The organism is Streptomyces sp. Sge12 (genome assembly GCF_002080455.1).
GTDB lineage: Bacteria > Actinomycetota > Actinomycetes > Streptomycetales > Streptomycetaceae > Streptomyces.
The window spans coordinates 1110939-1129241 of record NZ_CP020555.1; the positions used below are offsets into that span (position 1 = coordinate 1110939).

General features: G+C 73.7%; 18 protein-coding genes. 11 read left to right on the forward strand and 7 right to left on the reverse strand.

Annotated elements, in window-relative coordinates; genetic code table 11:
- Nucleotides 1–50 precede the first annotated feature (50 nt).
- Together B6R96_RS05160 and B6R96_RS05165 are read right to left on the reverse strand one after the other, a co-directional pair.
- Nucleotides 51–1250: a thiolase family protein gene (locus tag B6R96_RS05160; protein WP_030387513.1), complete on the reverse strand. Its 1200-nt coding sequence runs from the start codon at nt 1248–1250 to the stop codon at nt 51–53.
- A 283-nt stretch (nt 1251–1533) separates the two neighbouring features.
- Entirely contained in the window at nt 1534–2580 is a 1047-nt protein-coding gene (locus B6R96_RS05165; RefSeq protein ID WP_081521760.1) for a LacI family DNA-binding transcriptional regulator, read from the reverse strand.
- Between the two features lie 293 nt (nt 2581–2873).
- Between B6R96_RS05165 and B6R96_RS05170 the strand changes: the two genes are divergently transcribed.
- From B6R96_RS05170 to B6R96_RS05190, 5 genes are all read left to right on the forward strand, one after another.
- Complete coding sequence (locus B6R96_RS05170; protein ID WP_081521761.1) at nt 2874–4148, forward strand: MFS transporter; 1275 nt, start codon at nt 2874–2876, stop codon at nt 4146–4148.
- Nucleotides 4149–4253: 105 nt separating this feature from the next.
- Nucleotides 4254–4949 (forward strand): alpha/beta fold hydrolase, encoded by a 696-nt coding sequence (locus tag B6R96_RS05175; protein WP_081524985.1) that lies wholly within the window; start codon nt 4254–4256, stop codon nt 4947–4949.
- Between the two features lie 61 nt (nt 4950–5010).
- On the forward strand, nt 5011–6417 hold the full coding sequence (locus tag B6R96_RS05180; RefSeq protein ID WP_081521762.1) for an amidase: 1407 nt from the start codon (nt 5011–5013) through the stop codon (nt 6415–6417).
- Between the two features lie 115 nt (nt 6418–6532).
- Nucleotides 6533–7195 carry an O-methyltransferase gene (locus B6R96_RS05185; protein WP_081521763.1) on the forward strand — a complete coding sequence of 221 codons (663 nt, stop codon included), beginning with the start codon at nt 6533–6535 and terminating at the stop codon, nt 7193–7195.
- Nucleotides 7196–7259: 64 nt separating this feature from the next.
- A complete protein-coding gene (locus tag B6R96_RS05190; protein ID WP_081521764.1) occupies nt 7260–7724 on the forward strand; it encodes a type II toxin-antitoxin system PemK/MazF family toxin in 465 nt (154 codons plus the stop codon).
- A gap of 61 nt (nt 7725–7785) precedes the next feature.
- On the opposite strand, the gene B6R96_RS05195 is transcribed toward B6R96_RS05190, so the two are convergent.
- A complete protein-coding gene (locus tag B6R96_RS05195; RefSeq protein ID WP_081524986.1) occupies nt 7786–8619 on the reverse strand; it encodes a TIGR02452 family protein in 834 nt (277 codons plus the stop codon).
- Nucleotides 8620–8726: 107 nt separating this feature from the next.
- Between B6R96_RS05195 and egtA the strand changes: the two genes are divergently transcribed.
- Genes egtA through egtD form a run of 4 tightly spaced genes read left to right on the forward strand, consistent with a single transcriptional unit; the run spans nt 8727 to nt 13151 of the window.
- Complete coding sequence (gene egtA, locus B6R96_RS05200) at nt 8727–10040, forward strand: ergothioneine biosynthesis glutamate--cysteine ligase EgtA (protein WP_081521765.1); 1314 nt, start codon at nt 8727–8729, stop codon at nt 10038–10040.
- The gene (egtB, locus tag B6R96_RS05205) at nt 10037–11422 is read left to right on the forward strand and encodes an ergothioneine biosynthesis protein EgtB (RefSeq protein WP_081521766.1); all 1386 of its coding nucleotides are present in this window, start codon (nt 10037–10039) and stop codon (nt 11420–11422) included. The genes egtA and egtB overlap by 4 nt, the downstream gene beginning before the upstream one ends.
- Entirely contained in the window at nt 11422–12180 is a 759-nt protein-coding gene (gene egtC, locus B6R96_RS05210; RefSeq protein ID WP_081521767.1) for an ergothioneine biosynthesis protein EgtC, read from the forward strand. Before egtB ends, egtC begins: the two co-directional genes overlap by 1 nt.
- Nucleotides 12177–13151 (forward strand): L-histidine N(alpha)-methyltransferase, encoded by a 975-nt coding sequence (egtD, locus tag B6R96_RS05215; RefSeq protein WP_081521768.1) that lies wholly within the window; start codon nt 12177–12179, stop codon nt 13149–13151. Before egtC ends, egtD begins: the two co-directional genes overlap by 4 nt.
- On the opposite strand, the gene B6R96_RS05220 is transcribed toward egtD, so the two are convergent.
- The 3 genes from B6R96_RS05220 to B6R96_RS05230 all read right to left on the reverse strand — a co-directional run bounded on the left by B6R96_RS05220 (nt 13034) and on the right by B6R96_RS05230 (nt 16318).
- Nucleotides 13034–14029 (reverse strand): lysophospholipid acyltransferase family protein, encoded by a 996-nt coding sequence (locus B6R96_RS05220; RefSeq protein WP_159396286.1) that lies wholly within the window; start codon nt 14027–14029, stop codon nt 13034–13036. The genes egtD and B6R96_RS05220 overlap by 118 nt on opposite strands.
- Entirely contained in the window at nt 14026–14877 is an 852-nt protein-coding gene (locus B6R96_RS05225; RefSeq protein WP_037860513.1) for a GNAT family N-acetyltransferase, read from the reverse strand. The genes B6R96_RS05220 and B6R96_RS05225 overlap by 4 nt, the downstream gene beginning before the upstream one ends.
- A 178-nt stretch (nt 14878–15055) precedes the next feature.
- Nucleotides 15056–16318, reverse strand: coding sequence for an extracellular solute-binding protein (locus B6R96_RS05230; protein ID WP_081524987.1), 1263 nt, complete (start codon nt 16316–16318; stop codon nt 15056–15058).
- A gap of 164 nt (nt 16319–16482) precedes the next feature.
- Here B6R96_RS05230 and B6R96_RS05235 point away from each other — a divergent pair, with 164 nt between their 5' ends.
- Nucleotides 16483–16698: a dodecin gene (locus tag B6R96_RS05235; RefSeq protein ID WP_030387528.1), complete on the forward strand. Its 216-nt coding sequence runs from the start codon at nt 16483–16485 to the stop codon at nt 16696–16698.
- A 36-nt stretch (nt 16699–16734) separates the two neighbouring features.
- Here the strand turns inward: B6R96_RS05235 and B6R96_RS05240 are convergent, their stop codons facing one another.
- Entirely contained in the window at nt 16735–17226 is a 492-nt protein-coding gene (locus B6R96_RS05240) for a phosphatase domain-containing protein (RefSeq protein ID WP_081521769.1), read from the reverse strand.
- A 59-nt stretch (nt 17227–17285) separates the two neighbouring features.
- On the opposite strand from B6R96_RS05240, the gene B6R96_RS05245 reads away from it, so the two are divergent.
- Nucleotides 17286–18296, forward strand: coding sequence for an LLM class flavin-dependent oxidoreductase (locus tag B6R96_RS05245; RefSeq protein WP_081521770.1), 1011 nt, complete (start codon nt 17286–17288; stop codon nt 18294–18296).
- Nucleotides 18297–18303: the final 7 nt, after the last annotated feature.

Below are 18303 nucleotides of genomic sequence, written 5' to 3' on the forward strand. Positions count from 1 at the left end.
CTGACCGGAAACGATCGACCCCCAGGTGGGGCGGGTGGGGCGCGTCGGGGTCAGCGCTCCAGGACGAGCGCGATGCCCTGCCCGACCCCGATGCACAGCGCCGCCATACCGGTGCCGGAACCCGCCGCCGCCAGCTGGTGCGCGACCGAGCCGGCCAGCCGGGCGCCGGAGGCGCCGAGGGGATGCCCGATGGCGATGGCGCCGCCGCGCGGGTTGACCACGGCCGGGTCGAGCTCGGGCCAGGCCGCGAGGCACCCCAACGCCTGCGCCGCGAAAGCCTCGTTGAGTTCGAAGGCGGCGAGATCGGCGAGCCCGCGGCCGGACTTGGCGAGCGCCCGGCCGACGGCGTCCACCGGTCCGAGGCCGAAGAGCTGGGGCTCGATCCCGGTGACGGCGGAGGCGCTGATCCGGGCGAGCGGCTCCCGGCCGGTGGCCGCCAGGCCCTCCTCGTCGGTCAACAGCAGAGCGGCGGCACCGTCGTTGAGCGGGGAGGCGTTGCCGGCGGTGACCGTCCCGGTGCCGTCCGAGCGGAAGGCCGGCTTCAGCCTGGCCAGCGCCTCGGGCGTGGAACCCTCCCGAATGCACTCGTCGCGCACCAGGTCCACGCCGGGGTACGGGACGACCTCGTTGTCGTACAGGCCGGCGGACCAGGCGGCCGCCGCCTTGCGGTGGCTCTCCAGGGCGAAGGCGTCCTGTGCCTCACGGGTGATGCCGTGCTTGTCGGCGACGAGTTCGGCGCCCTCGCCGAGCGAGCCGGTCCACTCCTCGGGCATCCGCGGGTTGGTCATCCGCCACCCCAGGGTGGTGGACCACATCTGCTGGTGGCCGGCCGGGAAGGCCCGTTCCGGCTTCTGCACGACCCAGGGGGCGCGGCTCATCGACTCGACCCCGCCCGCGATCGCCACGGAGGCGTCGCCCAGTGCGATGGCGCGGGCGGCCTGGACCACGGCTTCGAGCCCGGACCCGCACAGCCGGTTGACGGTGACCCCCGGGACGCTCACGGGCAGCCCCGCCAGCAGGACCGCCATGCGGGCCACGTCCCGGTTGTCCTCGCCCGCGCCGTTGGCGTCACCGAAGACGACGTCGTCGATACGGGCCGGATCGAGGTCGGGCGTGCGCTCCACGAGCGCGCGCACGACGTGCGCGGCCAGGTCGTCCGGCCGGACCCCGGCGAGGGCGCCGCCGAACTTGCCGATCGGGGTGCGGACGGCGTCGACGACGTACACGTCGCGGACGGTGCGGATGCTCATGGGGGCTCTCCTGGGCGGATCCGTACGGGCGGCGGCGCATCGGTGCCGGTGTGGGCACCGGGGCACGCCGCCGGGCACGCCCGGTGGGGCGCGCCCGAAGTCTCCGTCCGCACGTCACCGCCTGTCAACGGCTCCCCGGTGCGGCCCGGGGCCGACGGGCTCCCGACCGGCACGGCCCGGGCGCGGGCACCGTCGTGGTCGGGCGCGGGCACCGTCGTGGTCGGGCGCGGGCACCGTCAGTCTGGGCGCGGCACCGTCGGCCGGGGCCGGGGCGCGGGCACCGTCAGGTCGACTCCCGGGGAATGGCGGCGGCCGCCATCAGGTCGTGCCGCTCGGTGACCTCGGACGGCTCGCGCACCGCGTGGTCCACCAGCGAGGCCAGATGGGCGCCGGTCGGCATCTCCAGGCGCACCGTGCTCAGCCTCGGCCGCAGCAGCCGCCCGATGAGCAGGTCGTCGGCGCCGACGACGGCCACGTCCTCGGGGACGCGGAGCCCCTCGTCCTGGAGGGCCCGCATCAGCAGCATCGCGTACTCGTCGTTGTACGCGAAGGCGGCGTCCAGCCCGAGCCCGCGCCAGCGGGCCGCGAGGGCTGCGGCCGACTCCTCGGAGTAGGCCATCGGGAGGGCCGAGACCTCGGCGCCCTCCACCGAACGGGCGCCATTGAGCCGGGGTACGGAGAACAGCTCCAAGCCCTCCTCCTCCGGGACGACCACACCGATCCGCCCGCGTCCGCGCTCGACGAGGTGGGCGGCGGCCCGGACGCCGACCTCCTGCTGGTCCATGACGAGCGCGTGCGCCCCGGGCACGCCGACCGGCCCCATGGTGATCACCGCGCGGGCCCCGGCCCGCTTGAGGGTGGCCACGTTGCGGGCGGAGAGGGAGATCTCGCCGAGGGACAGGACCGCCACCGGGCGCAGTTCCGCCCAGGCCCGTACGGCTTCGTCCCCGCTGAGTCCGAGGCTCCCGTACTGCACCACGGTGTAGTCGAGACGGCGCAGCGCCCACTGGAGTTCGTTGAGGAAGGTGCTGTAGAGCGGCCCGATCGGCACGTGTGAGGTGGGCAGCAGGACGATCCTGGTGTGTCCCGCGCGCAGGCTGCGGGCGGCCGCGTGCGGGACGTAGCCGAGCTCCTCGGCGGCCTCACGGACCTTGCGCCGGGTCGGTTCGCTGATGCGCACGGCTTCGGCGTTGTTCAGGACGTACGAAACCGTCGCGCGCGAGACACCGGCGAGGCGGGCGACGTCGGCGCTCGTCGGAACGGGGGGCGGCGGGGTGGTCGATCCGGAGGCCGGGGTCGGCGGCTGCGGCGATTTCGATGACTGAGACATTGCCGTGGCATCTTTCCAGACCGATTGCGTACGAGGTCTAGCGGTTGGCCGGAAACGAATGCTACACAGTGGTTACACGAGTCATTGACACGTGTAACCACGGTGTCACATCCCCCTTCGGCCGATGTGTCGACGCCGTGCACCCCGCCGTGCCGCCGCCCCGTCGCGCTCCGTCGCACCCCCGCCGTCGCGGCGGGGCGGCGCGCACCCCTGCCCCACCGCGAACCGCTTGCACCACCGCCTCCACCAGGCCGTACCTCCCCCGTCCACCCTCATCCGCCCAGGAGGGCACCGTGGCCCTTTCCTCCTCCGACGCCGGCTCCGCCGCCCCCACCACCGGCACGTCCCCCGGGGCTGGGGCCGGCCCCGGGCCCGGCCCCGCACGGCGCGGCCTGCTGCCCCTGCTGCTCGTCGGCAACAGCGCCATGTACGCCCTCTACATCGGCGTGGCCGGGGTCCTGCTGGCCCTCCAGGTCGAGGACATCGACCCGGCGGCCAAGGTCGCGAACTTCGGCCTGATCGCGGGGGTATCGGCGATCTTCGCCACGGTCTTCAACCCCGTCGCCGGCGCCCTGTCCGACCGCAGCGGACGGCGCAACCCCTGGATCCTCGGCGGTGGACTCGCCGCCGTCCCGGCGATGTTCCTGCTCGGCCTCGCCGACACGATCCTGCTGATCACGATCGCCTGGTGCCTCGGACAGGCCGTCATGAACGTCTACCAGGCGGCCATCACCTCTGTGGTCCCCGACCGGGTACCCCTGGACGCCCGCGGGAAGGCCTCCGCGGCCGTGGGCCTCGGCCTGCCCTTCGGCTCCGCCCTCGGCGCCCTGATCGGCGCCGCCTTCGCCGAGGACTACCGCACCGGATACCTCGTCTTCGGCGCGCTCGTGGCGGGCGCGGCCGTCCTGTTCACCGCCTGCGGCCACGAGGAGCGGCTCCCGGCCCGCGCCCCGATGCCCGTCAAGGCCCAGCTCGCCGCCTTCACGAGCGCGCTGCGCGACCACGACTTCCGGTGGGCCTTCATCGGGCGGGCGCTGCTCGTCCTCGGGTACTTCGCCGTGAGCGGCTACCAGCTCTACGTCCTGCAGGACCACACCGCGCTGCCCGACGGCATGAAGCCGGAGGCCGCGGTGGCGGTCCTGATGCCGCTGACCAGCGTGGCGATGGTCGTCTCCACGGTGCTCGGCGGCTACCTCTCCGACCGGTTCGACCGCCGCAAGCTCTTCGTCGGCGCCTCCGCGCTGCTGTCGGCCGTCGCGCTCGTCATCCCGGCCGTGTCGACCAGCTGGACCGCCATGCTGTCCTTCGCCGTGGTCAACGGGCTGGCGTTCGGCTGCTACATGGCCGTGGACACGGCGCTGGTGACGATGGTGCTGCCCAAGGCCGAGGACGCCGCCCGCGACATGGGCGTGCTCAACATCGCCAACGCCGGCCCGCAGATCATCGCGCCCTTCATCGCCTCCCTGGTCGTCTCGATCAGCGGCGGGTACACCGCGCTGTTCGTCGTCGCGGCCGTGCTGGCCGTGGCGGGGGCCCTGGCCGTGAAGCCGATCCGCAGCGTGCGCTGACCCGCACCCGCGCCGCACCCGCACCCGCACCCGAACGCGCACCTCCTGGTCCGTACCTTCGACCGAAATTCGCCGTCAAGAGCCGTGAAGAAAGGCAACACCACCGTGCGACTGCACACCCGAACCTGGGGCGAGGGCGACCGCGTCGCCCTCCTGATCCACGGCATGATGGCCGACCACCGGACCTGGCGCCGGGTCGGCCCCGCCCTCGCCGACCGCGGCTACCGCGTCATCGCCGTGGACCTGCGGGGCCACGGCGCCAGCGGCCGCGGCGCATACAGCCCGGCGCTCTACGCGGACGACGTGGTCGAGACCCTGCCGGCCGGCGCCGAACTCGCCCTCGGCCACTCCCTCGGCGGCCTGACCCTGTCGCTCGCGGTGGACCGGCTGCGCCCGGCCCGGGCGGTGTACTCCGACCCTGCGTGGCACCTGGCCGCCCCCGGCGAGGGATTCGGTCCGGAGCTGTTCGCGCAGTTCAAATCGGCGACCAGGGAGCAGATGCGGGCGATGAGCCCGCGCTGGGACGAGATCGACGTCGACATCGAACGGGAGACCCTGGCGGTCTGGGACGAGCAGACCGCACTGAGCCTGGCCCCGCTGGTCGGCGCCGACCTGATGCCGTCCGCGCCGGCGGTCCCCTCGCTCGTGCAGCTCGCCGACCCGAGCACCCTGATCACCGAGGAGCGGGCGCAGTTGCTGGCGAGCCGCGGCTTCGAGGTGCGGTCGGTCCCGGGGGCCGGACACACCATCCACCGGGACGACTTCGACGGGTTCATGGCCTCCCTGGAGGGTTGGCTCTAGAACTGCGCGACCACTCCCCACTACGGTCTCCCTACCGATCGGTAATGGGGAGTGGTTCACGATGTCGGACACAGCTGTCCCGACGGCCTCCGGCCTGCTGGACATGGTCGGCGCGCTCACCGAAGGGACGGTCACGTCCCGGCAGTTGACCGAGGAGGCGCTGCGCCGGATCGTCGCGTCCCAGCCGGAGCTCAACGCCTTCCGGAGCGTACGGACCGAGGCCGCGCTCGCCGAGGCGGAGGCGGCGGACCGGCGGCTGGCCGCGGGCGAGCGGCTTCCGCTGCTGGGGGTGCCCCTCGCGGTCAAGGACGACATGGATGTGACCGGGGAGTCGACCGCCTTCGGCTGCGCGGGGACCTTCACCCCGAAGACCGCCGACAGCGAGGCGGTACGGAGGCTGCGCGCGGCCGGCGCGGTGATCGTCGGCAAGACCCAGACGCCGGAGTTGGGGCAGTGGCCCTTCACCGAGGGCGGGGCCTTCGGCGAGACCCGCAATCCGTGGAACCGGGCCTACACGCCCGGCGGTTCCTCGGGCGGCTCGGCGGCCGCCGTGGCGGCGGGCCTGGTCCCGGCCGCCCTCGGTTCCGACGGGGCCGGATCGGTCCGGATTCCCGCGGCCTGGACGCACCTGGTGGGGGTGAAACCCCAGCGCGGGCGGATCTCCACCTGGCCGGAGCCGGAGTCCTTCCACGGGCTCACGGTCAACGGGGTCCTGGCGCGCACCGTGGCGGATGCCGCGCTCCTGCTGGACGCGGCGAGCGGCCCGCATCCCGAGGACCTGCACCGCCCGGCGCGCATCCGCGCCGTGGAGGCGGCCGGCCGTACGCCCCGCCGGCTGCGGATCGCGCTCTCCTTCGGGACGGCCTTCACGGCGACGCCCAAATCCCTCGATCCGGAGGTGCGTTCGGCGGTGGAGCGGCTGGCCGCGCGGCTGGAGTCGCTGGGCCACGAGGTGATCCCGGAGGACCCCCGCTACGGCCCGATCGGGCTGACCTTCGTACCCCGCGCGACCAGCGGCGTACGGGACTGGGTGGCGCGGGTGCCGGATCCGGCGCTGCTGGATCCCCGCACGCACGAGGCCGTACGGACCGCCCGCATCCTGGGCGGGCTCGCCCTGCGGGTCTCCCGCCGGGCGGAGACGGCGCTCCAGCAGCGGGTCAGTGAGATCTTCCACCGCTTCGACGTGGTGCTGACCCCGACGACGGCCACGCCGCCGCTGCGGATCGGCGCGCTGGCCGGGCTGGGAGCCCTGGCCACGGACCGGGCGATGATCGCCGCCTGCCCGTACGCCTGGACATGGAACGTTCTGGGGTGGCCCGGGGTGAACATCCCGGCGGGCCTCACGGCCGACGGCCTGCCGATGGGGGCCCAACTGCTGGGCCCGGCGCACTCGGAGCCGCTGCTGCTGGGCCTGGCCGCGCAGGTGGAGGCGGCGGAGGACTGGGCCGCCCTGCGGCCGGCCGGTTAGGGCCGGCCGCGCAGGCGCCACACCTCACTTCAACACACTGCTGAAAATCCTCGCCGTCATATAAGTTCCGAATGGGAACCAACCCGCGCCACCTCACCATCCAGAAGGGCGACCCATGGCTCAGCAGACGTGGACGGCCGTCGACGACTACTTCGACGGTCTCCTGGTCGACGAGGACGCGGCCCTGGTCGCCGCGGCCGCCGATTCCGAGGCCGCCGGCCTGCCCGCCCACCAAGTGGCCCCCAACCAGGGCAAGCTGCTCCACCTCCTCGCCCGCATCCGCGGCGCCCGCCGCGTCCTGGAGATCGGCACCCTGGGCGGCTACAGCACCATCTGGCTGGCCCGCGCGCTCCCCGCCGACGGCCGGCTGGTGACGCTGGAGGTCGACGCGCGGTGCGCCGACGTCGCGGCCGCGAACATCACCCGGGCCGGGCTGGACGCCGTCGTCGAGATCCGGCGCGGGCGCGCCGTCGACCTGCTGCCGGGCCTCGCCGACGAGGCACCGTTCGACCTGGTGTTCATCGATGCCGACAAGCCGTCCAACCCCGAGTACCTGCGGTGGGCCGTCGAACTGACCCGGCCCGGCAGCGTCATCATCGGCGACAATGTCGTCCGCGACGGCGCCGTGGTCGACGCGGACAGTTCCGACCCGCGCGTCCGGGGCGTCCGGCGGTTCACGGAACTCATCGCCGAACACCCCCGGTTGACGGCCACCGCCCTCCAGACGGTCGGCGGCAAGGGCTACGACGGCCTCGTCCTGGCCCTGGTCACCGACTGACCCGTGACGCGGTCGCCCGCTCGCCTCCTCCGCCACGGGCTCCGCAACCAGTACCCTCGCCCGGATGACGGCACTTTCCCACCACAGCAACGGCCGGACCGAGCAGCCCGGGCGCGACGGCGACACCGCGACCGCCGAGGCCGACCCGCGCGCCATCGGCCGGGTCCGCACCGAGTACGCCCCGGACCCCGACGGCGATCCCGACCCCGGCGAGATCGTCTGGACCTGGGTGCCATTCGAGGAGAACGACGGCCGCGGCAAGGACCGCCCCGTGCTGGTCGTCGCCCGGGAGGCGGGCGGGCGCACCCTGCTGGCCGTGCAGCTGTCGAGCAAGCGGCACGACCACGACCGGGAGTGGGTGCCGATCGGGACGGGCCCGTGGGACAGCGCCGGGCGCGAGTCCTGGGTGGACGTCGACCGGGTGCTGCGGGTGCACGAGTCGGGGATGCGCCGCGAGGCCTGCGCGCTGGACCGGGGCCGCTTCGGCCTGGTCGTGGACCGCCTGCGCGAACGCTACGGCTGGCAGTAGGGCGCGTACGGCCCCGGGAGCGGCCGGCGCCGCCCCCGGGCCCCCCGGGCCCCGCCGGACCTCAGGCCGGGAACGCCCGGGCGAAGGCCTCGCGGGTGGCGGGGGCGGGGTCGAGGATGCCGAACACGACCCGCTCGAAGACCCCGGCGAACCGGTCCGCCAGCAGCCCGCGGAAGGCCTCGGCCACCTGCTCCGGGTCGTTGCGGAACACCCCGCAGCCCCAGGCGCCCAGCACCAGCCGCCGGTAGCCGTGCACGGCCGCAACCTCCAGCACGAGCTCCGCGCGCCGTGCCAGCGCCCCCGGGATCTCGGCGACCCGCTCCGGTTCCTGCCGCCGGATCGTGCCCGCGTTCGGTGCCGGAGAGGTGAGGAAACCGGCCCGGAAGGGGGTCTCCAGCAGCCCGCCCCGGTCGTCGCGGAAAACGGGGACGCCGGGCGAGTGAATCACCCGGTCGGTGTAGAAGGTGCTGCGTTCCGCGCGGTGGATCTCGTAGTACTCCGGGGCTTCGAGGAGGGTCTCGTACAGCGCCGACGCGCGGCACAGCGCTTCCTCCTGGGCCTTGGCCCCGCGGACGTAACCGCCCCCGGGATTACGGGCCGAGGCGAAGTTCAGGACCGCCACGGGAGCGGGATCCGGGTCGGCCGCGGTGGCGGTCGCGAGCCTGCGGGCGGCGACCGTGCTGCTCTCTCCCGTGACCTCGACGACCGTCACACCGCCGCCGGAAACGAGTCGCTCATCTGGAATGACCCGGTTTGGTCCATATATCCTGGTTCCGGCCTTGGCTTCCGCCAGGGCGGCGGCAAGCTCGACCTGCCGTCCCGACCGCGTCCGGTACCCCCCGGCCGCCAGGATCTGCGCGTTCTCCCGCGCGATCTCGCGCAATCTGCTGCTCACGCCGTCATGCTCCACCGTTCGATTCCCGGCGGCAAAGGAATTTGTGCCGCGAGGAGGGGTAGGCACGGGTGATGTCACGGCCGACGACAGGAGACGAGGACCCGGTCATGTCCCAGGACTCATCCGTTCCCCCGCCCGCGCCCGACCCGATCCCTCCACCCTCGATCAGCGAGACGCAGGCAGAGGAGCTCCTCCACGGCATCTGCTTCAAGACCGGCCCGCCGCGCCTGATAGGCGCCGAACTCGAATGGCTGGTCCTGGACGCCGAGCGCCCCGAGCAGCCCCTGCCCCCCGAACGGCTGCGCGCCGCCCACACCGCGGCCCGCGCACTGCCCCTGAACTCCCGGCTGACCGTCGAACCGGGCGGCCAGCTCGAACTCAGCTCGGCCCCCGCCACCTCCCTCACGGGCTGCGTGGACGGTCTGCAGGCCGACCTCACCGCCGTACGCGCCGCCCTGCTGAGCCAGGGCCTGGTCCTGCGCGGCCTCGGCCGTGATCCCCGCCTCCCCTACCGCCGGCTGCTCCACAGCCCGCGGTACGACGCGATGGAGGCCTACTTCGACCGCACCGGCCCGGCCGGGCGCGCCATGATGCGCGCCTCCGCCTCCGTGCAGGTCTGCGTGGACGCCGGGTACGAGGAGCCGGGCGTGCTCGGCCACGGCCGGCGCTGGCGGCTGGCGCACCTGCTGGGCGCGGTCATGGTGGCCTCGTTCGCCAACTCCCCCGCGCACGAGGGCCCGTACGCCGGCTGGCGTTGTGCCCGCCAGGGCATCTGGAGCGACCTGGACTCCCGGCGCGCGCTCGCCCCGCCCCTGGACGTGGATCCCCGGACCGCGTGGACACGGCAGGCCCTGGACACCGAGGTCATGTGCGTCCGGTCGTACGAGGGCGACGACCCGTGGGAATCCCCGCGCGGTACGACCTTCCGCGACTGGCTGCGCACGGGCGGACACCCCGCGCTGCGGGCGCCCACGGCCGAGGACCTGGACTACCACCTGACCACGCTGTTCCCACCGGTCCGGCCGCGCGGCCACCTGGAACTGCGGATGATCGACGCGCAGCCGGGTGACGACGGCTGGCTGGTCCCGGTGGCGGTCGTGCACGCGCTGTTCGACGACCCGGAGGCCGCCGAGACCGCGTACCGGGTGGCCAAGGGGCTGGCCGACACCTACGGCACCCGGCCCGCGCCCCGCAATCCGCTCTGGCGGTCGGCGGCTCGCAACGGTCTGGCCGATCCCGAGCTGCGGGCCTCCGCGAAGGCCTGTTTCCGGGCCGCCGCCGAGGCCCTGCCCCGGCTGGGCGCGAGCCGGCACGTCCAGGAGGTGGTCGGCGCCTTCGCCGAACGCTACGTACTGCGCGGCCGATGTCCGGCCGACGACGAGTCCACCGAGGTGCTCACCGGAAAAGAGGCCCGCCGATGACCACCGCCCGCACCGAACCCACCGAACCCACCGGATCCCCTTCCGACCCCGGATCCGCCTCCGGATCCGCCTCCGGATCCGACTCCGTCTCCGCCTCCGCCCTGCGGGAGCGGGCGGCCGCCGCCCTGACCGCGGCACGCGCACGGACCGCCGGCCTCACCGACGCCGTGACCGACGAGGACCTCACCGCCCAGCACTCCCCCCTGATGTCCCCACTGGTCTGGGACCTGGCACACATCGGGAACCAGGAGGAGCTCTGGCTGCTCCGCCGGGTCGCCGGACGCGAATCGATGCGCCCCGAGATCAACCCGCTCTACGACGCCTTCGAGCACCCGCGCGCCGAGCGGCCCAAGCTGCCGCTGCTCGGTCCCGACGAGGCCCGCCGGTACGCGGCCGAGGTGCGCGGCCGGGTCTTCGACCTGCTGGAGAAGACCCCACTGGAGGGCAGCACGCTGCTCGACGACGGCTTCGCCTTCGGAATGATCGCCCAGCACGAACAGCAGCACGACGAAACCATGCTGATCACCCATCAGCTGCGCCGCGGGGTCCCCGTCCTGACCGCACCGGAACCGGACGCCCCCTACGATCCACCGGGCGCCGCCGAAGTCCTCGTCCCCGGCGGCCCCTTCACCATGGGCACCTCGGCCGAGCCGTGGTCCCTGGACAACGAGCGGCCGGCGCACGTCCGGGACACCGCGGCCTTCTGGATCGACACCGTGCCGGTGACGAACGCCGCGTACCTGGCCTTCATCGCGGACGGCGGCTACCGCGACCCCCGCTGGTGGGCGCCGGCGGCCTGGGAGCAGATCCGCGAGCACTCCATCGAGGCCCCGTTGTTCTGGCACCGGGAGGCCGGCCAGTGGCTGCGCCGCCGGTTCGGGGTGGTCGAACCGGTGCCGGAGGAGGAGCCGGTGCTGCACGTCAGCTGGTACGAGGCGGACGCCTACGCCCGCTGGGCGGGGCGGCGGCTGCCCACGGAGACGGAGTGGGAGAAGGCCGCCCGGCACGACCCGGCGACCGGCCGCTCCACCCGCTACCCGTGGGGCGACGCCGACCCGACCCCCGCACACGCCAACCTCGGCCAGCGGCACCTGCGTCCGGCGCGCGCGGGCAGCTACCCGGCCGGTGCCTCCCCGCTCGGGGTGCGCCAGCTCATCGGCGACGTGTGGGAGTGGACCTCCTCCGATTTCCTGCCGTACCCCGGGTTCCGCGCCTTCCCGTACAAGGAGTACTCGCAGGTGTTCTTCGGCCCGGAGCACAAGGTGCTGCGCGGCGGCTCCTTCGCCGTGGACCCGGTGGCCTGCCGGGGCACCTTCCGCAACTGGGACCTTCCGGTGCGGCGGCAGATCTTCTCCGGCTTCCGGACCGCGAGGGACGTCTGATGTGCCGTCATCTGGCCTACTTGGGCCCGGTGGTGGCGCTCGGGGAGCTGCTGAGCGAGCCGGAGCACTCACTGGTGCGCCAGTCCTGGGAGCCGCGCCGGCAGGTGTCCGGGACGGTCAACGCCGACGGCTTCGGCATCGGCTGGTACGCGCAGGACGACCCGGTGCCCGCCCGCTACCGGCGGTCCGGGCCGATCTGGGGCGACCTGACCTTCACCGATCTCGCCCGGGTGGTCCGGACCGGGGCCGCACTGGCCGCCGTACGGGACGCCACGAACCCCGGGGCGGACGGGGAGGCGGCCGCCGCGCCGTTCTCGGACGGGCCGTGGCTGTTCAGCCACAACGGGTCGGTGCGGAACTGGCCGGACTCCGCCGCACCGCTCGCGGCCTCCCTGTCGGCCGCGGAGCTGCTCCGGCTGGCCGCGCGCACGGACTCGGCGCTGATCTGGGCGCTGGTCCTGCACCGTCTGCGGTCCGGGGACGACCTGGGCACGGCGCTCGCCGAGCCGGTGCGGGAGCTGGCCACGGCCGCGCCGGATTCCCGGCTGAACCTGCTGCTCACGGACGGCGCCGCGATCGCCGCGACGGCCTGGGGCGATTCGCTCTGGTACCTGGCCGACCCGGAGCGGCGGCGCACCGTGGTGGCCTCCGAGCCGTACGACGACGACACCCGGTGGCGCGAAGTGCCCGACCGGACCCTGCTGACCGCCACCCGTACGCGGGTCGAACTGACCCCGCTCAAGGAGAACTCCCCGTGAACGACTTTCAGTTGACCCGGACGCTCGACGAGCACGCCGCGGAGTCGGCGCTGCGGACGGACGTGCTGCACGGGCTGACCCGCACCCCGAAGCTGCTGCCGCCCAAGTGGTTCTACGACGCACGGGGCAGTGAGCTCTTCGAGGAGATCACCCGGTTGTCCGAGTACTACCCGACGCGCGCGGAGCGGGAGATCCTGCTGGAGCGGGCGCGGGAGATCGCCACGGAGAGCGGTGCCCGCACCCTGGTGGAGCTGGGTTCCGGGTCCTCGGAGAAGACCCGGCACCTCATCGAGGCGATGCCCGCGCTGGACACCTACGTCCCGGTGGACGTCAGCGAGAGCGCGCTGCGGGGGGCGGCCGAGACGCTGATCGCGGAGCATCCGGGGCTGCGGGTGCACGCCCTGCTGGCGGACTTCACCCGCGCGCTGCAACTGCCGCAGTCCCCCGGGCCCCGGCTGGTGGTGTTCCTGGGCGGGACGATCGGGAACCTGCTGCCGCCGGAGCGGGCGGTGTTCCTGGCGTCCGTACGGGCGATGCTGTCGCCCGGGGACGCGCTGCTGATGGGTACCGACCTGGTGAAGGACCCGGCCGTGCTGGTGGCGGCCTACGACGATGCGCGGGGGGTGACGGCCGAGTTCAACAAGAACGTGCTGGCGGTCATCAACCGGGAGTTGGGGGCGGACTTCCACACGGCCGACTTCACGCACGTGGCGGTGTGGAACGAGGAGCAGGAGTGGATCGAGATGCGGCTGCGGGCGCGGTCGGACCTGGTGGTGAAGATCCGGGCGCTGGACCTGGTGGTGCCGTTCGCGGCCGGTGAGGAGATCCTGACGGAGGTCTCCGCGAAGTTCCGTCAGGAGGGCGTGCGCAAGGAGCTGGCCGCGGCCGGGCTGGAGCTGACCCAGTGGTGGACGGACACGGCGGGCCGCTTCGCGCTGTCCTTGTCGGTCGCCGACGGGGTGGCCGGCTGAGCGGGAATGCCCGGTAGCGGGTTCGGGTCGGTGGGGCCGGTCCCGATGGGGCCGGTCCCGATGGGGCCGGTCCCGATGGGGCCGGTCCAGGCGCCGACGACCGCCCGCTGAGCTGCTGCCGCGAGGTCCCGCCGGTGCGCGTACCGGCCCGGCGGGATCCGCGGCAGCAGCCTGACCTCGGCCCGGACCCCGCGGGCCCGGGCGATCCGCCACAGCGAGGCCGTCAGCGGATCGTCCCCGACGAAGGCGGGCGCTCCGGCCGGACCCCCGTCGCACAGCAGGTACGTGAGCCGCAGGGGCTGTACGGGAACCCGCGCGTCCAGGGCCGCCTGGAAGGCGGCCCTGCGGAAGGTGCCCTGGGCGCGCCCGCACCAGGTGGAGCCCTCGGGGAAGACGGTGACGCGGTCGCCGGCCAGCAGGGCGCCGGTCATGGCCTCGACGGTGGCGGGCAGGGCGCGGATCCGGTCGCGCTCGATGAACAGGGTGCCGGCCCGTCCCGCGAGGCGGCCGAGGACCGGCCAGGTCCGGATGTCGCTCTTGGCCAGCATCCGGCAGGGCAGGGCGGCGGCGACGAGCGGGATGTCCAGCCAGGAGATGTGGTTGGCGACCAGGAGCCGGCCGCCGCCGGGGCCCGGGCTGCCGTGCACGGTGATCCGTATGCCGAAGGCCCGTACGAGCGCGGTGGACCAGGCCCGTACCACCCGGTGCCGGGGGCCGGCCGGCAGCAGCCGGACCGGCGGGGCGCCCAGGATCCCCAGCAGGATCAGGGCGACGGCGGCGGCGAGTCTGAGCACCGCGTGCGGGACGCTCGCGCTGTCCCCCTCGTGGCCGGCGCAGGCCTCGGGGGTGCAGGGCGAGGTGGGCAGCCAGACGCTCATGCGCCCGGGACGAGCGAGCGGAAGTGCTTGAGGTAGCGCGGGTTGGTCCGGCGCAGGGAGAGCAGCACGTACAGGTCGGCGCAGCCGAACTCGGCGTCGAGGGCGGGCTCGCCGCACACCCAGGCGCCGAGGCGGAGGTAGCCGCGCAGCAGCGGGGGCAGCTCCATGCGGTCGGGGAAGGTGATGCCCTCGGGGCTCCAGGGGAGGTGGGGGGTGACGCGGTACTCCTCGGGGGCGAGGCTGCGGGTCAGGGCGGTCTCGCGGGTGGCGGCGGCCAGGACCCCGCCGTCGGCGAGCGGTATCGAGCAGCAGCCGGCGAGCCAGTTGTGCCCGGTGCGGTCCATGTAGTGGGCGAGGCCGGCCCAGATGAGGGCGATGACGGCGCCGTTGCGGTGGTCGGGGTGGACGCAGGAGCGGCCGACCTCGACGAGGTCGGGGCGGATGGGGGCGAGGGCCGAGAGGTCGAATTCGCCCTCGGAGTAGAGGCGGCCCGCGACGGCGGCGCGCTCCGGGGGCAGCAGCCGGTAGGTGCCGACGACCTGCTCGGCCTCCTCGTCGATGACGAGGAGGTGGTCGCAGTAGGCGTCGAAGGCGTCGGCGTCGAGGCCGGGCTCGGGCGAGTCGAGGCGGGCGCCGAGCTCGCCGACGAAGACCTGGTGGCGCAGCCGCTGGGCGGCGCGCACCTCGTCCTCGTCGCGGGCGAGGCGGACGGCGTAGCGCGGGCCCTCGGCCGGCGCGCCGGGCGCCGGGCTCGGGGTCCTGGCGGGGGCGAGGCGGGTGGAGGGTGCGGCCGACGGGGACAGCGGCGGGGTGGTGAGGGGGGACGGGGACAGGGGTGCGATGGTCATGGCGGCTCCTGATCCGGGCACGGAGGGCCGGGCCCGCAGGTGCGTGGCCTGGCTCCTTTACTTCTTCCGTGACCGGCTGGATTCGACATGACCGCTCAGCGGCCCTCGGATGTGCGGACGCTGAACTCGGCGGTACCCCCGTCCCGGCGGTACCGCCGTCCCGGCGGGTATTGCCGCGTCAGCGGTCGGAGCTGAGTACCTTGCCGATCTCCTCGGAGGCGGCCCGGGCGGCCTGCTTGGCGTCGCGCCCGGTGAGCACGGCCGTCATGAAGGGCTTGATCGGGTTCTTCGCCTCGACCTCGGCCCAGCGGGCGGAGGTCGGGGTGGCGCGGCCCTGGGCGGCGCCGGGGGCCATGGCGGCGGCGCCCTCGTTGCCCTCGACGACGTGCGCGAGGGTGGTCTTGTTGGGCACATAGCTCATCGTGCGGGCGAGCTCGGTCTGCCACTTCTCGCTGACGAGGGCCGTGATCACGTCCACGGCGCCCTTCCGCTGCCCGGTCCGCGCCGGGATGATCAGGTCGGAGCCGCCGGTGAAGACGGCGCCGGCCCTGTCGGAGGTCTTCCCGGGGATCGGGAAGAAGCCGAGCTTGCCCTTCAGGGCGGGGTTGGCCGCCTCGATCTCGGCGACCTGGCCGGGCGGGGCGATGATCTGGGCGACCCCGCCGCGGGCGAAGACCTGCGACTGCGGGGGCGTCTCCTCGTCGGCGTCCTCGGGGCCGTCGCCGAGGGCCTGGAGCTGCTTGTAGAAGTCCATGCCGGCCAGCGCCCTGTCGTCGTCGAGGGCGCCGACCCACTTGCCGCTGGTCTCGACGGCGAGTTCGCCGCCCTCGTCCCAGATGAAGCCGGCGAGGACGTACCAGTTCTGGCCCGCGAGGTAGATGCCCTGCTGGTCGCCCTTGTCGAGCTTCTGGGTGGCCTGGATCCACTCCTGGCGGTTGCGGGGCGGGGTCTTGATGCCGGCGCCGGCGAAGAGGTCCTTGTGGTAGATGACCACCCGGTTGGCGGCGTACCAGGGGACCCCGTACTGGGCGCCGTTGATGGTTCCCGGTTCGGCGAGGCCCTTGAGCCAGTCCTTGCTGCCCCATTCGCGCAGTCCTTCGAGGGTGAGCTCCTCGAGGCCGCCGGTCTCGATGTACTTGGCGACCTGGGTGTTGCCGACCTCTATGACGTCGGCGCGCTCCTTGCTCGTGCCGTCGAGGACGGCGTTGACCTTGTCGCCTATGCCCGTCCACTCCTGGATCCTGACGTCCAGGTCGGTGCCGGGGTGTTCCTGCTCGAACGCGGCGGTGAACTTGCCGATGAAGTCCTCCGAGGCGCTGCCCTTCATCAGCCAGAGCGTGACCTTTCGCGGCCCTCCGGCCGGGTCGGCCGACTGGCTGCAGCCCGTGAGGGCGGCAGTCGCCGCGAGGGCGGTGCACACGGCGAGCAAGCGCATCTTCAAGAGGGTCACCTTCTGGGCTCGATCTCAGATGGCTCGAAATTGGCATAGACCAATAGGCCGGTCAAGGGTCTTTCGCTCGGGATTGTTCGCCCAAAGTTCGCGCAGCCGGACTTACTGGGGCACCGTAGAACCAGGCAAAAGCCACCCACTGTCGGGAGACTTCCATGTCCAATCACACGTACCGGGTGACCGAGATCGTCGGCACCTCCCACGAGGGCATCGATCAGGCCATCCGCAACGGAATCGCCCGGGCGGGCCAGACCCTGCGGAATCTGGACTGGTTCGAGGTGGTTCAGGTACGCGGGCACATCGAGAACGGGGAGATCGCCCACTACCAGGTGGCGCTCAAGGTCGGCTTCCGCCTCGACGGCGAGGACTGAGGCCCCCGGGCCTTCCCCCCTCCCGGTCCTCCCGGTTCACGTACGGCCGTCGACCTCCTGGGCGGTCTCCAGCTCCGGCGCGTCCGCCGCCCAGTCGGCCAGGACCACCCGGAAGCCGGCGGCGCGCGCGGCCCGGCAGACGAGCTCGTCGTCGTCGACGAGCATCCGCACCTCCCGGCCGCGGGAGATCCGCCGCAGCACCTCCAGCTTGGTCGTACGGGCCGGCCGCCGGTCCTGGTTGCCGCGCATGAACAGCCGGCCCTCGGGCAGGTCGTGCCGGGCGAGCCAGTCCAGCGTGTCCGCGCGGCACCGCTCGGGGCGCCCGGTCAGGTACACCACCTCGCAGTCGGCCGCGCTCTCCACGGCCAGCGCGACCCCGCGCGCGAGCGGCGGATCGGCCGGGGCCGCGGCGAAGAAGCCCGTCCAGTTCCGGGGCCGGCGCTCCAGGAAGTGCTGGCGATGACCGGTGTCCGCCAGGGTGTTGTCGAGGTCGAAGACGGCCAGCGGCCGGGTGGTGTGCTCGCTCATTGCGCCAGCGTAGGAGAGCCGTACGGGAATCCTCGCGGCCGCCCGGCGTTGAGTCCTGTGTGATCCGAAAACTCTCGATACTCGACCGGTCGCGCACCCGCCGGGGCCACCCGGCCCCGCAGGCCCTGCGCGACACCGTGGAGCTGGCCCGGACGGCCGAGCAGCTCGGCTACCACCGCTTCTGGGTGTCGGAACACCACAGCGTGCCCGGTGTCGCCGGCTCCGCGCCGACGGTCCTGGCCGCCGCCGTCGCCGGAGCGACCGCCCGCATCCGGGTCGGCACGGGCGGGGTCATGCTGCCCAACCACCAGCCGCTGGTGGTCGCGGAGCAGTTCGGGGTCCTGGAATCGCTCTTCCCCGGCCGGATCGACATGGGGCTCGGCCGCTCGGTCGGCTTCACGGGCGGCATCCGGCGCGCCCTGGGCCGCGACACCGGTGACGCGGACCGCTTCGAGGAGCAGCTGACCGAACTGCTGGGCTGGCTCGACGGCACCCAGCGCGCCCACCCCGAGGTGCACGCCCACCCCGCCGAGGGGCTGCGCATCCCCGCCTACGTCCTGGCCACCGGCGAGGGCGCCCGGATCGCCGCCCGGGCGGGGCTGCCGCTGGTCGTGGGCGACCTGCGGTCCCGCGACCGGGTGAGCGAGATCGTCCGGGCGTACCGCGAGGAGTTCCGGCCCTCCGCCCACGGCGCGGAGCCGTACGTCGTGGTCTCGGGCACGGTGGCGGTCGCGGCCACCGCGGAGGAGGCCCGCCGCATCCTGATCCCGGAGGCCTGGTCCCTCGCGCACTCCCGCACCCGGGGCAGTTTCCCGCCGCTGCGCCCCGCCGAGGAGATCGAGGCGCTGGAGATGACCCCGAAGGAGCGCGAGCTCTACGAGGGCGCCCTCACCGGCCACATCCACGGCACGGAGGACCAGGTGGCGGAGCAGCTCGCCGAGGTCGCGGAGCGAACCGGCGCGGACGAACTCCTGGTCACCACCTCCACCTTCGACCGCACGGCCCTCCTGGACTCCTACGCCCGCCTGGCCCGCCTCACCGGAATCCGGGGCCCGGCAGACCCGCTGTGAGGAACCG

Excerpts from the sequence above, each read along its gene's own strand:
- B6R96_RS05160 (WP_030387513.1), bottom strand. The coding sequence starts at position 1,250 with ATGAGCATCCGCACCGTCCGCGACGTGTACGTCGTCGACGCCGTCCGC.
- B6R96_RS05165 (WP_081521760.1), bottom strand. The coding sequence starts at position 2,580 with ATGTCTCAGTCATCGAAATCGCCGCAGCCGCCGACCCCGGCCTCCGGA.
- B6R96_RS05180 (WP_081521762.1), top strand. The coding sequence starts at position 5,011 with ATGTCGGACACAGCTGTCCCGACGGCCTCCGGCCTGCTGGACATGGTC.
- B6R96_RS05185 (WP_081521763.1), top strand. The coding sequence starts at position 6,533 with ATGGCTCAGCAGACGTGGACGGCCGTCGACGACTACTTCGACGGTCTC.
- B6R96_RS05190 (WP_081521764.1), top strand. The coding sequence starts at position 7,260 with ATGACGGCACTTTCCCACCACAGCAACGGCCGGACCGAGCAGCCCGGG.
- egtA (WP_081521765.1), top strand. The coding sequence starts at position 8,727 with ATGTCCCAGGACTCATCCGTTCCCCCGCCCGCGCCCGACCCGATCCCT.
- egtB (WP_081521766.1), top strand. The coding sequence starts at position 10,037 with ATGACCACCGCCCGCACCGAACCCACCGAACCCACCGGATCCCCTTCC.
- egtC (WP_081521767.1), top strand. The coding sequence starts at position 11,422 with ATGTGCCGTCATCTGGCCTACTTGGGCCCGGTGGTGGCGCTCGGGGAG.
- B6R96_RS05220 (WP_159396286.1), bottom strand. The coding sequence starts at position 14,029 with ATGAGCGTCTGGCTGCCCACCTCGCCCTGCACCCCCGAGGCCTGCGCC.
- B6R96_RS05225 (WP_037860513.1), bottom strand. The coding sequence starts at position 14,877 with ATGACCATCGCACCCCTGTCCCCGTCCCCCCTCACCACCCCGCCGCTG.
- B6R96_RS05235 (WP_030387528.1), top strand. The coding sequence starts at position 16,483 with ATGTCCAATCACACGTACCGGGTGACCGAGATCGTCGGCACCTCCCAC.
- B6R96_RS05240 (WP_081521769.1), bottom strand. The coding sequence starts at position 17,226 with ATGAGCGAGCACACCACCCGGCCGCTGGCCGTCTTCGACCTCGACAAC.